Annotated in this window: 13 protein-coding genes; 3 read left to right on the forward strand and 10 right to left on the reverse strand. The window is 72.2% G+C overall.

Annotated elements, in window-relative coordinates; translation table 11 throughout:
- Positions 1 to 674 precede the first annotated feature (674 nt).
- The 9 genes from tyrS to argC form a co-directional block, all read right to left on the reverse strand.
- Positions 675 to 1,952 carry a tyrosine--tRNA ligase gene (tyrS, locus tag ABD944_RS21100; protein ID WP_345178990.1) on the reverse strand — a complete coding sequence of 426 codons (1,278 nt, stop codon included), beginning with the start codon at positions 1,950 to 1,952 and terminating at the stop codon, positions 675 to 677.
- A 130-nt stretch (positions 1,953 to 2,082) separates the two neighbouring features.
- Complete coding sequence (locus ABD944_RS21105; protein ID WP_345178992.1) at positions 2,083 to 2,718, reverse strand: DNA-3-methyladenine glycosylase; 636 nt, start codon at positions 2,716 to 2,718, stop codon at positions 2,083 to 2,085.
- Between the two features lie 88 nt (positions 2,719 to 2,806).
- Positions 2,807 to 4,225 (reverse strand): argininosuccinate lyase, encoded by a 1,419-nt coding sequence (gene argH, locus ABD944_RS21110; RefSeq protein WP_345178993.1) that lies wholly within the window; start codon positions 4,223 to 4,225, stop codon positions 2,807 to 2,809.
- 151 nt (positions 4,226 to 4,376) lie between these two features.
- The gene (locus ABD944_RS21115) at positions 4,377 to 4,916 is read right to left on the reverse strand and encodes an arginine repressor (protein ID WP_345179206.1); all 540 of its coding nucleotides are present in this window, start codon (positions 4,914 to 4,916) and stop codon (positions 4,377 to 4,379) included.
- A gap of 8 nt (positions 4,917 to 4,924) precedes the next feature.
- Positions 4,925 to 5,842, reverse strand: coding sequence for an ornithine carbamoyltransferase (argF, locus tag ABD944_RS21120; RefSeq protein WP_345178994.1), 918 nt, complete (start codon positions 5,840 to 5,842; stop codon positions 4,925 to 4,927).
- Positions 5,843 to 5,844: 2 nt separating this feature from the next.
- On the reverse strand, positions 5,845 to 7,038 hold the full coding sequence (locus ABD944_RS21125) for an acetylornithine transaminase (RefSeq protein WP_345178995.1): 1,194 nt from the start codon (positions 7,036 to 7,038) through the stop codon (positions 5,845 to 5,847).
- The gene (gene argB / locus ABD944_RS21130; RefSeq protein ID WP_345179208.1) at positions 7,035 to 7,949 is read right to left on the reverse strand and encodes an acetylglutamate kinase; all 915 of its coding nucleotides are present in this window, start codon (positions 7,947 to 7,949) and stop codon (positions 7,035 to 7,037) included. The genes ABD944_RS21125 and argB overlap by 4 nt, the downstream gene beginning before the upstream one ends.
- Before the next feature lie 23 nt (positions 7,950 to 7,972).
- A complete protein-coding gene (gene argJ / locus ABD944_RS21135; RefSeq protein WP_345178998.1) occupies positions 7,973 to 9,130 on the reverse strand; it encodes a bifunctional glutamate N-acetyltransferase/amino-acid acetyltransferase ArgJ in 1,158 nt (385 codons plus the stop codon).
- Complete coding sequence (gene argC, locus ABD944_RS21140; RefSeq protein ID WP_345179211.1) at positions 9,127 to 10,155, reverse strand: N-acetyl-gamma-glutamyl-phosphate reductase; 1,029 nt, start codon at positions 10,153 to 10,155, stop codon at positions 9,127 to 9,129. Before argC ends, argJ begins: the two co-directional genes overlap by 4 nt.
- Positions 10,156 to 10,320: 165 nt before the next feature.
- On the opposite strand from argC, the gene ABD944_RS21145 reads away from it, so the two are divergent.
- The 3 genes from ABD944_RS21145 (at position 10,321) to ABD944_RS21155 (ending at position 12,863) form a co-directional block, all read left to right on the forward strand.
- Complete coding sequence (locus tag ABD944_RS21145; protein WP_345178999.1) at positions 10,321 to 10,818, forward strand: MarR family winged helix-turn-helix transcriptional regulator; 498 nt, start codon at positions 10,321 to 10,323, stop codon at positions 10,816 to 10,818.
- A complete protein-coding gene (locus ABD944_RS21150; protein WP_345179000.1) occupies positions 10,815 to 11,783 on the forward strand; it encodes an ABC transporter ATP-binding protein in 969 nt (322 codons plus the stop codon). The genes ABD944_RS21145 and ABD944_RS21150 overlap by 4 nt, the downstream gene beginning before the upstream one ends.
- Before the next feature lie 240 nt (positions 11,784 to 12,023).
- Positions 12,024 to 12,863, forward strand: a complete 840-nt coding sequence (locus ABD944_RS21155; protein ID WP_345179003.1) for an ABC transporter permease — start codon at positions 12,024 to 12,026, stop codon at positions 12,861 to 12,863.
- 70 nt (positions 12,864 to 12,933) lie between these two features.
- On the opposite strand, the gene ABD944_RS21160 is transcribed toward ABD944_RS21155, so the two are convergent.
- Positions 12,934 to 14,550, reverse strand: coding sequence for an ABC-F family ATP-binding cassette domain-containing protein (locus tag ABD944_RS21160; RefSeq protein WP_345179004.1), 1,617 nt, complete (start codon positions 14,548 to 14,550; stop codon positions 12,934 to 12,936).
- Between the last annotated feature and the right edge of the window lie 69 nt (positions 14,551 to 14,619).

The raw sequence follows: 14,619 nt of genomic DNA on the forward strand, positions 1-14,619 counted from the left end.
TGTTAAGCACGCCGCCAGCGTTCGTCCTGAGCCAGGATCAAACTCTCCATCAAGGTCCAACGACCAGCCAGGGGGCGAACCCCGACCAGCCAAACCTCAGGAAACAATCCCGGCATCACCATCCCCCACGAAGAGGGACAGCATTGCCTCAAAGAAATCCCCACCACCCCACAAAGCGGGATGGCACGGGGCGACCCGGCCGAATAAAGACCGGGCCGATAAAGGCACTGGCTTTTAACACGCTGTTGAGTTCTCAAGAAACGGACACCCACCGCGCCGAACCCCGCTCTCGCGGCCCCCGGCTCCGGGGCAACCCTTCAATCGTACCCGATCCGTCCTGGTTTAACCAACTTCGGGCGGTTCGGCCTCGTTAGTCCCTTTTGGGCGCGACACAGCGCACCCATCCGGGTCTGTGGAGGTTTCCCCTCGGGGCCGGCCGCCTGTCGGCGTCCCGCTCCCCCGTGGGGCGTGTAGAACATTAGGTCCCGCCGCCGGGACCGTCAAATCGGCCCGCGCGGGGCATGTATCCGCAGCTCATCTCCTGTTTTCAGCCCTAAGACCATGCCCGGTCACGGTGCGCCGTAACCGCACTGTGACGTGTATCTACCGAAGTTTGCCCTCCTCATGACGACCGCCCGCCCGGAAAGGGTCCGGGCGGGCGGTCGGGAGGCGGTTCAGGAGGCGGTCACCTCGACGCCGCCCACGTTGCGCTTGCCGCGCCGCAGCACGAGGAAGCGGCCGTGGAGCAGGTCGGCGGACGCCGGCACCGCGTCCTCCGACTCGACCTTGGCGTTGTTGAGGTAGGCGCCGCCCTGGGCGATGGCACGGCGTGCCTCCGACTTGCTCTTGCACAGGCCGGACGCCACCAGAAGGTCCACCACCGGCGGCAGCTCTCCCGCGGGCACCTCCGCGCGCGGCACCTCGGAGAGGGCGGCCTGCAGCGTTCGCTCGTCCAGTTCCTCCAGGGAGCCCTGCCCGAACAGAGCACGGGAGGCCGCGATGACCCGCGCGGTCTCGTCCGCACCGTGCACGAGCGTGGTCATCTCCTCGGCGAGCGCCCGCTGCGGGGCCCGCACGGCCGGACGGTCGGCGCCCTGCTTGACCAGGTCCTCGATCTCCTCGTGGGGACGGAAGCTGAAGAACTTCAGGAACTTCTCCACGTCCCGGTCGTCGGCGTTGATCCAGAACTGGTAGAACGCGTACGGCGACGTCAGCTCGGGATCGAGCCAGTAGGTCTCGCCGCCCGCGGTCTTGCCGAACTTGGACCCGTCCGCCTTGGTCAGCAGCGGCGTGGTCAGCGCGTGCGCGTTGCCTCCCTCCACCCGGCGGATCAGGTCGACGCCCGCGGTGAGGTTGCCCCACTGGTCGCTTCCGCCGGTCTGCAGCCGGCACCCGTGGCGCCGGTACAGCTCGAGGAAGTCCATGGACTGGAGCAGGACGTAGCTGAACTCGGTGTAGCTCATACCGGTGGAGTCGAGCCGGGCGCGGACGGTCTCGCGGGCCAGCATCCGGTTGACCGGGAAGTGCTTGCCGATGTCGCGCAGGAACTCGATGGCCGACATGGGGCCGGTCCAGTCGAGGTTGCTGACCATCGTCGCGGCGGTCGGCCCCTCGTCGAAGTCGAGGAACGCCGACACCTGCCCGCGGACCCGGTCGACCCAGCCGGCGACGGTCTCCTCGGAGTTCAGCACGCGTTCGGCGCTCTTGCCACTCGGGTCGCCGATCAGGCCCGTGGCGCCGCCGACCAGGCCGATCGGCCGGTGCCCGGCCTTCTGGAAGCGGCGCAGCGTGAGGATCTGGATGAGGTTGCCGAGGTGCAGCGAGGGCGCCGTCGGGTCGAAGCCGCAATAGAGGGTGACCGGTCCCGCGGCGAGCAAGGCCCGCAGTTCGTCCAGGTCGGTGGACTGCGCGATCAGGCCGCGCCACGCGAGATCATCCAGGATGTCGGTCACGGTCTCCCTCGTCTCCGGCTTGCATTCGGTGTACGCCCCCAGGCTGCACTGGCGGGCGGCTGTCACGCCAACGATATTCAACGTCCGCCGTCGCGGGGCGGCTACCGGCCGGCCTGGTGACCGCGCCGGGTCAGCCCTCGGCGGTGATCTTCCTGCGCTGCCTCGGGACGTGGGGGCGGTAGGGCGACACGCTGGGATCTCCGTCGATCCAGAACCGCCACGGGACCTCCTTGGCGCCGTTGACGCCGGTCCTGGGGCCGTTGCGGATCAGTGCGGGGTCGGCGGGCTCGCCCCTGAGCACCGCCATCGGTCCGCCGGGCGCGCACACGTCCAGTCCGTTCTGCTCGCGGGCGACGCCGAGGGCCTGGCAGAGCCGGGCCGGGCCGCGCGCCAGGTCGCGGACGGTCGAGCGCGGACGGCGCGCCCGTGCGACGTCCTCGCCCGCGATGATCTCCCCGGCGCGGAGCAGCACCGCCATGGACGTCCCGTCCGGGCCGCACACGAGGTTCATGCAGAAGTGCATGCCGTAGGTGAAGTAGACGTAGACGTGCCCGGGCGGCCCGAACATGACCTCGTTGCGCCGGGTCCGGCCCCGGTAGGCGTGCGAGGCCGGGTCCAGCGGCCCCGCGTAGGCCTCCACCTCGGTGAGCCGGGCCGCCACCTCCCCTTCCGGGGTGCGGTGGCTGATCACGTGCCCGAGCAGCGCGGGCGCGACCTCCTCCACCGGGCCGTCGAAGAACTCGCGGGGCAGCAACGCTCCGTCCATCGCCTCACCGTGGTCTAGGGAACAGCTTCGCCGGTCGACCAGCCTAGGGGGCGGTCCGCACCGCGGCGGCCGCCCCCGTCCCGCCGGGTCAGGCGTCCGAGCCGGCGGCCCAGGCGGCGTGGCCGTTGACGAGGCTGCGCAGCGCGCCCATCTGCTCGCGGACGCGGTCGGGCGCCGTCCCCCCGTAGGCCTTGCGGGACGCGAGGGCGCCCTGGACGTTCAGCACCTCGCGGACGTCCGGCGTCAGGTGCGGCGACACCTTGCCGAGCTCCTCGTCGGTGAGGTCGTCGAAGTCCTTGTCGTTGACCTGGCACCAGACGACGAGGTGCCCGACGACCTCGTGGGCGTCGCGGAACGCCACGCCGCGGCGGACGAGCAGCTCGGCGAGGTCGGTGGCGAGGGCGAAGCCGTCCGGGGCGAGGGCCTCCAGCCGCTCGGTGTTGACCCGCATGGTCGCGATGAGCCCGGACATGGCGGGCAGCACGAGCAGCAGCGTCTCGACGGAGTCGAACGCGCCCTCCTTGTCCTCCTGGAGGTCGCGGTTGTAGGTGAGCGGGAGGCCCTTGAGGGTCGTGAGCAGGCCGACGAGGTGCCCGATGAGGCGGCCGGCCTTGCCGCGCGCCAGCTCGGCGACGTCGGGGTTCTTCTTCTGCGGCATGATCGACGACCCGGTGGCGTAGGTGTCGTCCATCTCGATCCAGCGGAACTCCTGGGAGGCCCAGAGGCACACCTCCTCGCCGAGGCGGGACAGGTGCACGCCGATCAGGGCGGCCGCGAAGAGGAACTCGGCGACGAAGTCGCGGTCGGCGACGGCGTCCATGGAGTTGGGCGCGGCGGCGTCGAAGCCGAGCTCGGCGGCGGTGGCCTGCGGGTCCAGCGGCAGGGAGGAGCCGGCGAGGGCACCGGAGCCGAGCGGGGAGACGGCCGCGCGGCGGTCCCAGTCGCGCAGCCGGTCGATGTCGCGGGTGAGCGGCTGGACGTGCGCGAGGAGCTGGTGGGAGAACAGCACGGGCTGGGCGTGCTGGAGGTGCGTCATGCCGGGCGCGGCGACGCCGAGGTTGTGCTCGGCCTGCGCGATCAGCGCGGTCTCCAGCTCCACCAGCCGCGAGACGATCTGGCGGACGTGGTCGCGCAGGTACAGGCGCAGGTCGGTGGCGACCTGGTCGTTGCGGCTGCGGCCGGCGCGCAGCTTGCCGCCGAGGGCGCCGAGGCGCTCCAGCAGGCCCCGCTCCAGGGCGGTGTGGACGTCCTCGTCGGCGACCGTGGGGCGGAACTCGCCGCTGCGGCACGCCTCCTCGAGGTCGTCCAGGGCACCGATCATGCGCTCCAGCTCGTCGTCGGTGAGCAGGCCCGCCCGGTTGAGGACGCGGGCGTGCGCGCGCGATCCCATCAGGTCGTACGGGGCGAGCCGCCAGTCGAACTGGACGCTCACCGAGAGCCTCGCGAGCGCGTCCGACGGGCCGCCTTCGAACCGGCCGCCCCACAGCCGCGTCGGTGCCTTGGTCACGGAGAATCCTCTACTTCCCACCGCTGGTCGTTCGGTCAACTGCCATCTCACCATGCCGCCTCTGCCGGGCACGGCACGGATTGCCCCCCGCGTGGATCGCCTGGCGGCTGCGTCCGCAACAGCGTACGGCGAATCCGCCGGGTCCCGCGGATCAGGACGGGTCGGGGTCGGGGCCGCCCGGCGGCCCCTGGGTTCGTCGCTCGCGCGTGCCGGTCAGCCGCAGCAGCGCCTGGGCGAGGTCCTCCCCGCCGTGCGGGTCGCGGGCGATCACGAGGATCGAGTCGTCGCCCGCGACCGTGCCGAGGACGGACGGCCACTCGGCGTGGTCGATCGCCGAGGCCAGGTACTGGGCGGCGCCCGGCGGGGTCCGCACCATGACCAGGTTCGCCGACGCCTCGGCCGACACGAGCAGTTCGGCGGCGAGCCGGGACAGCCGGCCGGTGAAGGTCTCGGCGGCGCCGGTGCGGGCGCGGCGGATCCGCTCGCCGCCCTCGCCGGGCACGGCGTAGATCAGGCTGCCGTCGTCGGCGCGGAGCTTCACCGCGCCGATCTCGACCAGGTCGCGGGAGAGCGTGGCCTGGGTGACCTCCACCCCCTCGTCGCCGAGGAGCTTGGCGAGCTCGCCCTGCGAGTGCACGGGGTGCCGGGTCAGCAGGTCGATCACCCGGGCGTGCCGCGCGGCCTTGGTCATGGGGGTGGTCACCGGGCGCGCTCCAGGAGCCACACGAGCAGCGCCTTCTGGGCGTGCAGCCGGTTCTCGGCCTCGTCCCAGACCCGGCTGCGCGGGCCGTCGAGGACGGAGGCGGCGATCTCCTTGCCGCGGTAGGCGGGCAGGCAGTGCAGGACGACCGCCTCGGGATCGGCGAGGGCCAGCAGGTCCTCGGTCACCGAGTACGGCTCGTACAGCGAGGTGTCCTTGCCGTCCTGGCCCATCGACACCCACGTGTCGGTGGCGAGGACGTCGGCGCCGGATGCGGCCCCGGCGGCGTCGGCGGTGACGGTCACGGACCCGCCGGTCGCGGCCGCGATCTCCGTCGCGCGCCCGACGACCGCGGGGTCGGGCGGCTGGGAGGCGGGGGCGCCGATCCGGACGTGCATCCCGGCGGTGGCGCAGCCGAGCAGGTAGGAGTGCGCCATGTTGTTGGCGCCGTCGCCGAAGTAGGCGAGGGTGACGCCGGCGAGACCGCCCTTCTCCTCCCGGACGGTCTGCAGGTCGGCGAGGATCTGGCAGGGGTGGAACTCGTCGGTGAGGGCGTTGACGACCGGGACCGCGGTGCCGGCGGCCATCTCCTCGATGCGCTCCTGCCCGCCCGTCCGCCACACGATGGCGCTGACCTGGCGTTCGAGGACGCGGGCGGTGTCGGCGATGGTCTCGCCGCGGCCGAGCTGGCTGGTGCCCGCGTCCATCACCAGGGGGTTGCCGCCGAGTTCGGCGATGCCGGCGGCGAACGACAGCCGGGTCCGGGTGGACGGCTTGTCGAACAGCACGGCCACCGAGCGGGGGCCCTCCAGCGGCCGGTGGCCGAAGCGGTCCTTCTTCACCTGCGCGGCGAGGTCGAGGACCTCGGCCTGCTCGCCGGGGCCGAGGTCGTCGTCCCGCAGAAAGTGCCTGGTCACGATCAGTTCTCCTGCTCGAGGGAGGCGGCGTCGAGGATACCGGGGAACGCGTCGGCGAACGAGCCCGCCTGCTCGGCGGTCAGGATCAGCGGCGGGGCGATGCGCACCGCGTCCGGCTGGACCGCGTTGACGAGGAAGCCGGCGTCGCGCGCGGCGGCCTCCACGGCGGCCGCGTGGGGCCCGGTCAGCACGGCGGCCCGCCACAGGCCGCGGCCCCGCACGCCCGCGAACAGCGGATGGTCGACGGCGTCGAGCCCCGCGGCCAGGGTCTCCCCCACGGAGGCGGCGTTGGCGAGCAGGCCGTCCTTCTCGATGGTGGTGAGGACGGCGAGGGCGGCGGCCGCGGCGATCGGGTTGCCGCCGAACGTGCTGCCGTGGTCTCCCTTGGCGAACAGGTCGCCGTGGGGACCGAAGGCGACGCACGCCCCGACCGGCAGGCCGCCGCCGAGGCCCTTGGCGAGCGTGAGGACGTCGGGTCTGGCGTTCTCGTGCTGGAACGCGAACCAGCTGCCGGTGCGGCCGATCGCGGACTGGATCTCGTCGGCGACGAACAGCGCGCCCGCCGCGTCGCAGATCCGGCGGACGGCGGCGAAGTACCCGTCCGGCGGCGGGACGACCCCGGCCTCGCCCTGCGTGGGCTCCAGGAACACCGCCGCGCAGCCCTCGTCCACCGCGGCGTCGAGCGCGCCCGCGTCCCCGTACGGGACGAACCGGACGTCGATCGCGAAGGGCCCGAACGGCTCCCGGATCGCGGCCTTGCCGGTCAGGCTCAGGGCGCCGAGCGTCCGGCCGTGGAAGCCGTTCTCGGCCGCGACGACGTACGGGCGCCCGTTCGCCTTCCCGTACTTGAGGGCGAGCTTGAGCGCGCACTCGTTCGCCTCGGTGCCGCTGTTGGCGAGGAAGACCTTCCCGTCGCCGCCGAGCAGCTCCCGCAGCCGCTCGGCGAGCAGCACCTCCGGCTCGTTCAGGAACAGGTTGGACGTGTGCGCGATGGTCGCGGCCTGGGACGCCACCGCCTCGACGAGCGCGGGGTGGGCGTGCCCGAGCGAGCTGACCGCGATCCCCGCGATGAGGTCGAGGTACTCGCGGCCGCCGGCGTCCCACACCCGGCAGCCCTCGCCGCGCGCGAGCGCCAGGGGCGGGACGCCGTAGTTCGGCATGAACGCCGCCTCGAACCGCTCCCTCAGGCCGCTCACGGGGTCGCCTCCGCCCCGGCGGCGCCCGGGAGACTGGGCAGCACCATCGTTCCGATCCCTTCGTCGGTGAAGATCTCCAGCAGCAGCGAGTGCAGGACGCGGCCGTCCAGGACGTGGGCCTGGGGGACGCCGCCGCGCACGGCCGCCAGGCAGGCCTCCATCTTGGGCACCATCCCCGCCGACAGGTCCGGCAGCAGGACGGCCAGCTCGTCGGCGGTGAGCCGGTCGATGACGTCGTCGCTGTCCGGCCAGTCCGCGTACAGGCCCTCGACGTCGGTGAGGACGACGAGCTTCGCCGCGTCCAGCGCCACGGCCAGCGCGGCGGCGGCGGTGTCGGCGTTGACGTTGTAGACCTCGCCGTCGTCGCCGCGCGCGACGCTGGAGATGACCGGGATGCGGCCGTCGTCCAGCAGCGCGCGCACGGCCCCGACCTGCACTTCGACGATCTCGCCGACCTGGCCGATGTCGACGCGCGCGCCGTCCACGACCGCGTGCTTGCGCTCGGCGGTGAACAGGTTCGCGTCCTCGCCGGACATGCCGAGCGCGAACGGGCCGTGCCGGTTGATCAGGCCGACGACGTCGCGCTGGACCTGCCCGGTCAGCACCATCCGGACGACCTCCATGGCCTCCGGGGTGGTGACCCGCAGGCCGGCGGTGAAGGTCGAGTCGATGCCGTTGCGGGCCAGCGCCGCGTTGATCTGCGGGCCGCCGCCGTGCACGACGACCGGCCTCAGCCCGGCGTAGCGCAGGAACACCACGTCCTCGGCGAAGGAGTGCCGCAGCCGCTCGTCGGTCATCGCGTGCCCGCCGTACTTGATCACGACGGTCTTGCCGTGGAAGCGCTCCAGCCACGGCAGCGCCTTGATCAGGGTTTCGGCCTTGTCCATCACGCCGAGCCGGTTCTTGCGCATCTGCGCGCCCGGGGTGACGGCGCTCATGTGGAGTACGCCGAGTTCTCGTGGACGTACTCGGCCGTGAGGTCGGTCGTCCAGACGGTGGCGCTGTGCGGCCCGGCGGACAGGTCGACGGTGATCGTCACGTCGCGGGGACGCAGGTCGACCTTGTCGCGGTCGTCGCCGAACGAGCCGTTCCGGCACACCCACACGCCGTTGATGGCGACGTTGAGGTGGTCGGGCTCGAACACCGCGTCGGTGGTGCCGACGGCCGACAGCACCCGCCCCCAGTTGGGGTCCTCGCCGTGGATGGCGCACTTGAGCAGGTTGTTGCGGGCGACGGAGCGGCCGACCGTGACCGCGTCGTCCTCGGAGGCGGCGCCGACGACCTCGATCGCGATGGCCTTGGACGCGCCCTCGGCGTCCACGAGGAGCTGCCGGGTGAGGTCGCCGCACACCTCGGTGAGCAGCGCGGTGAACTCCTCCTCGTCCGGGACGACCTCGGCGGCGCCGGAGGCGAGCAGCAGCACGGTGTCGTTGGTGGACATGCACCCGTCGGCGTCGAGCCGGTCGAGGGTGACGCCGGTGGCAGCGCGCAGCGCCCGGTCCAGCGCGTCGGCGGGCAGGTCGGCGTCGGTGGTGACGACGCACAGCATGGTGGCCAGGGACGGGGCAAGCATGCCCGCGCCCTTGGCCATCGCGCCGATCATGTAGCCGCCGGCGCCCTGCCGGAAGGAGATCTTGGCGACGGTGTCGGTGGTGCGGATGGCGTCGGCGGCGGCGAGCCCGCCGTCTCCGCGCGACAGCTCGGCGGCGGCCTTGTCGACGCCGGTCAGCAGCAGGTCCATGGGCAGCCGCTCGCCGATCAGCCCGGTGGAGCAGACGGCGATCTCGCCCGCCGAGTCGTCCAGCACCTCGGCGGCCTTCTCGGCGGTGGCGTGGGTGTCCTGGAAGCCGGCGGCGCCGGTGCAGGCGTTGGCGCCGCCCGCGTTCAGCACGACGGCGCGGACGCGGGCGCCCTTGAGGACCTGCTCGGACCACAGCACGGGCGCGGCCCGCACGCGGTTGCGGGTGAAGACGCCGGCGGCCGCGCGGGACGGCCCGTCGTTGACGACGAGGGCCAGGTCGCGGTTGCCGCTGTCCTTCAGCCCGGCGACGACGCCGGCGGCGCGGAAACCCCGGGGGGCGGTGACGCTCAAGGGGACACTCCGATCGTGGTCAGGCCGAGTTCTTCCGGGAGGCCGAGGGCGAGGTTGGCGCTCTGCACCGCGCCGCCCGCGGTGCCCTTGGTGAGGTTGTCGATGGCGGCGACCACGACGACGCGTCCGGCCGCCTCGTCCAGCGCGACCTGCACGAGGACGGTGTTCGCGCCGAGGGTCATGGACGTGGCGGGCCACTGCCCCTCGAGCAGCAGCCCGAGGAACGGCTCGCCCGCGTACGCCTCCTCGTAGGCGGCGCGCAGCGAGGCGGCGGTGACGCCGGGACGCGCCTTCGCGGTGCAGGTGGCGAGGATTCCGCGGCTCATCGGCACGAGCGTGGGGGTGAAGGAGACCGAGACGGGTTCCCCCGCCGCCGCGCTGAGGTTCTGGATCATCTCGGGCGTATGCCTATGCGTGCCGCCGACGGCGTAGGCGGACACCGAGCCCATCACCTCGCTGCCCAGCAGGTGCGGTTTGAGGGCCCGTCCCGCGCCGGAGGTCCCCGACGCCGCCACCACGACGACGTCGGGTTCGGCGAGGCCCGCGACGAGCGCGGGGAACATCGCGAGGGAGACCGCCGTCGGGTAGCAGCCGGGGACCGCGACGCGCCTCGCGGAGCGCAGCGCGTCCCGGTGGCCGGGCAGTTCGGGCAGGCCGTAGGGCCAGGTGCCCGCGTGCGGGGTGCCGTAGAACCGCTCCCAGTCGGCGGGGTCGGCGAGGCGGTGGTCGGCGCCGCAGTCGATGACCAGGACGTCCTCGCCCAGCTGCTCGGCGAGCGGCCCGGACCGGCCGTGGGGCAGCGCCAGGAACACCACGTCGTGGCCGGACAGCGTGCCGGGGGTCGTCTCCTCCAGGACGCGTCCGGCGAGGGATCGCAGGTGGGGCTGGTGCGCGCCGAGCTCGGCGCCCGCGTTGGAGCCCGCCGTGAGCGCGCCGATCTCGAACTCTGGATGCCCCGCGAGGATGCGCAGCACCTCGCCGCCCGCGTAACCGCTGGCGCCGGCGACCGCCGTCCGGATTCCCATGTCCACTCTGCCCTTCTCCGACGTCAAGCAAGAGTATGCATGAGGCTGGATGCCTATTCAACGACGGGTTACGTCATTCACACCGCTGAGACAAGCGCCACAGTCAGAAGTGCTTAGGCCTCTAATGATTTGCTATCTAAACATCAGAGGTCTAACATCGCTCGCATGGAGAACCCCGGCCTCGACGACCTCAAGGCGTTCGGCCCCGTGGAGGAGTGGCCGATCGGGCGGCTCTTCGGCGCCGCGACACGGCTGTCGGGCCCGATCGTGTGGCGCATCATCGAGCGGCACGGCATCAGCCCGGCGGGCTTCTTCCTGCTCCGCCTGCTCATCGTCGAGGACGGCCTGCGCCCCGGCGAGGTCGCCAAGCGCCTGATGGTCACCCCCGCCACGGTGACCTCGGTCGTCGACACGCTGGAGCGCAACGGGCACGTGCGGCGCGAGCGCTCCTACCGGGACCGGCGCGGCGTGATGCTGCTCATCACCGACTCCGGCCGGCGGTTCCTGGCCGAGAAGTCCGGTCCCATCGGCCGCGATCTGTCCCGCCTCTACGACGTCGTCGGCGAGGACGACGAGGCGGCCGTCCGCCGGTTCCTGCTCAAGTTGATCCACAAATTCGAGAACTACTCCCCCGACGAGGAAGCGAAGGGAGACGGCGCGTGACCAATCCCCCCGAAACCGCCGTTCGCACGGTCGACCTGAGGAAGACCTACCCCGCGTCCGGCCCGCGGCCCGCGGTGCCCGCCGTCCAGGGCATCGACCTGGACGTCCCGCGCGGCGAGTTCTTCGGCCTGCTCGGCCCGAACGGCGCGGGCAAGTCGACCACCATCGGCATGCTCACCACGCTCGTCGTCCCGACCGGCGGCACAGCTAGCGTCTCCGGCCTGGACGTGGTCAGGGACGCCGTCGAGATCAAGCGCCGTATCGGCGTCGTCTCGCAGAACAACACCCTCGACAGCGACCTCACCGTCGCCGAGAACCTGGAGTTCCGCGGCCGGTACTTCGGGCTCGGCGCGCGGGACGCCCGCAAGCGCGCCGCCGAACTGCTGGAGCTGTTCGGGCTGACCGAGCAGCGCGGCGGCAACCCGTTCGAGATCTCCGGCGGGCAGGCCAAGCGGGTGATGATCTGCCGTGCCCTCATGCACGGCCCCGAGGTGCTGTTCCTGGACGAGCCGACCGCCGGGCTCGACCCGCAGACCCGCACCAACCTCTGGGAGGTGCTGCGGGGGCTCCAGAGGGGCGGCCAGACGATCCTGCTCACGACCCACTACATGGAGGAGGCCGAGGCGCTCTGCGACCGGGTCGCGGTCGTCGACCACGGCAGGATCCTCGCCAGCGGCACGGTGGACCAGCTGAAGTCCAGCGCCGGCGCGGACACGGTCATCACCGTGGCCTACGACTCCCCCGCCCCCGACGGGGTCAAGGCCCTCGGCGACAGGGAGGGCATCAGCAAGGTCGAGATCAACGACGGCCAGGTGCGCGTGTTCGCCGCCGAGCCCGACGGCATCCTCGGCGAGCTCGTGGAGATCGGGTCCGTGGCCGGCGTCGGAGTCACCGACGCCAGCCAGCTGCGTCCCAGTCTGGAGACCGTCTTCCTCGCCCTCACCGGAAGGGACTACCGCGATTGACCTCGCCCCTGCCGAAGCAACGGGCTTCAACCCTCGCGAGTCGAGCTTTCTGCTTCCCAGACGGCAGCCGACCCGAATGAACGGCGAGGGGCAGAGTGCTGCCCGTCGGTCTTACACCGGCTCCACAGACCTCACATCCCGCCAGCCCGGCGGTAGACCCGGTCGGTTTGGTTCTCACCGACCAAGCGTCACCACGAGTATCACTCCTGCCACGATTCGTGGCCGCGATGGAGGCAAGCAATGAGCACCACCGTTCTGGCACCGCCGCCGCCGGCGCGGGCCACCGTCCCCCGCACGTTCGCCGCGATGATGGCGCGCGAGGCGCGGGTCATGCGCAAGAACTTCCTGGCGACGTTCCTCCGGGTGCTGGTGCAGCCGGTCATGTTCGTGTTCGTGTTCGCCTACGTGCTGCCGAAGCTCGGCGGCGGGGCCATGGCGGGAGGGCCGGGCGGGCCGACGTTCTCCACCATCCTGCTCCCCGGGCTCGTCGGCTCGTCGATCATCATGCAGGCGATGATGGCGGTGATCTTCCCGCTGATGATGGAGCTGACCTGGCAGAAATCGATCACCGACCGGGCGCTGGCGCCGGTGCCGGTGCCGCTGCTGGCCGTCCAGAAGATCATCGCGGCGGCGACGCAGGGCCTGATCGGCGGGCTGCTGGTGTTCCCCGCGGTGCTGTTCATCCACGCCGACGGCCAGTCGCCCGAGGTGCACGTGGACAACTGGCCGGTGCTGATCGCGGTGATGGTGGTCGGGGCGCTGATGTCGGCGTCCGGCGGGCTGCTGCTCGGGACCCTGATGAACCCGCAGAAGGTCCAGATGCTGTTCGCGATGGTCCTGCTGCCGATGACGATGCTCGGCTGCGTCTACTACCCCTGGTCGGCGCTGGACAACATCCGCTGGCTGCAGATCCTCAGCCTGTTCAACCCGCTGGTGTACGTGAGCGAGGGGCTGCGCAGCGCGCTCACGCCCGAGATCCCGCACATGCCGGTGTGGGCGTTCATGCTCGCCATCGTCGGCGGGACGGTCCTGCTGACGTGGGCGGCGACCCGCACCTTCACCAAGCGCGTGCTGACCTGACCTGAACCGCGGCGGCCCCGTGCGGAGACCTCTCCGCACGGGGCCGCCGCGCCGGCGCCGCTGGTCCGCGCTACATCGGTTCGGCCTCGGTGAGGCCGCACGACCGGTCCATGCGCAGCCAGCGGGTGATGCCGAGGGTGCGCAGGAACGGCACGTCGTGGCTGACCACGATCAGCGCCCCCTCGTAGGCGGCGAGCGCCTGCCCGAGCTGCGCGGCGCTGGCCATGTCGAGGTTGTTCGTCGGCTCGTCCAGCAGGAGCAGCTGCGGGGCCGGCTCGGCGAGCAGCAGCGACGCCAGCACGGCGCGGAACCGCTCGCCGCCCGACAGGGTCCCGGCCGGCTGGTCGGCCCGCGCTCCGCGGAACAGGAACCGCGCCAGGCCCGCCCGGATGCGCGCGGGCGGAGCCGACGGCGCCTGAGCCCGGACGTTCTCGGCGACGCTGAGGCCCTCGTCGAGGACGTCCAGCCGCTGCGGCAGGTACCGGACGCCGTCCACACCGATCTTCACGGCCGTGCCCTCGGGGACCCGGTCGCCCACGAGCGCCCGCAGGAACGTGGTCTTACCCGAGCCGTTGGGCCCGACCAGGGCGATCCGTTCCGGCCCCCGGACGATCAGCTCGCCCAGCGTGCCGGGTTCCGGGTCGGGGGCGGCGAGCCCCGTCACGGTCAGCACCGTCCGCCCCGCCGGGACGCGGGTGGCGGGCAGTTCGACGCGGATCTCGGCGTCCTCGCGGACGGCCCCCTCGGCCTCGGTGAGCCGCGTGCGGGCGTCGGCGAGCCTCTCCTCGTGCATGATGCGGTGCTTGCCGGCCGAGACCTGGGCCTGCCGCTTGCGCTCGCCCATAATGATCTTCGGCTCGCGCTTGTTCTCCTGCATCTTGTTGCCGTAGCGCTTGCGGCGGGCCAGCTTGACCTGGGCCTCCTCCAGCTCCCGCTTCTGCCGCCGCAGGTCGGTCTCGGCGGCCCTGACGGTCCGCTCCGCGGCCTCCCGCTCCACCGCGAGCAGGTCCTCGTACGCCGACAGGTTGCCGCCGAAGGACCGGACGGCGCCCTCGCGCAGGTCGGCGATCTCGTCGACCCGGTCGAGCAGCTCACGGTCGTGGCTGACGACGACGAGCACGCCCGTCCAGGACGCCACCGCCTCGTACAGGCGGTGCCGCGCGTCCAGGTCCAGGTTGTTGGTCGGCTCGTCGAGCAGCAGGACGTCCGGCCCCGCCAGGAAACGCGCGGCCAGCCCGACCATCACGGCCTCGCCGCCCGACAGCGTCGGGACCGTGCGGTCCAGCCCGAGGTGCCCGAGGCCGAGCCGGTCGAGCTCGGCGGCGGCGCGCTCCTCGACGTCCCAGTCATCCCCGACGGCGGCGAAGTTCTCCTCGGTGGCCTCGCCGCGCTCGATGGCGTGCAGGGCCGCGCGGGTCGCGGTGATGCCGAGCAGGTCCGACACCGTGGCGGCGTCGTCGAGGACGAGGTTCTGCGGCAGGTAGCCGACCTCCCCGTCGACGCTGACGGTGCCCGAACCCGCGCGCAGCTCGCCGGCGATGATCTTCAGCAGGGTCGACTTCCCGGACCCGTTGACGCCGATCAGGCCGGTCCTGCCGGCACCGAACGCGACGTCCAGCCCGTCCAGCACGACCGTGCCGTCCTCCCACGCGAACGACAGATCCGAGCACACGATGGCAAATGACATTGGGCCGCCTCCATGGTGGTGAGAAAGATGCGTGACGCATGGAGACACCGCGGAGCGCGCGACGCGCCG

It is taken from the genome of Actinomadura verrucosospora (assembly GCF_039540335.1).
Classification (GTDB): domain Bacteria; phylum Actinomycetota; class Actinomycetes; order Streptosporangiales; family Streptosporangiaceae; genus Spirillospora; species Spirillospora verrucosospora.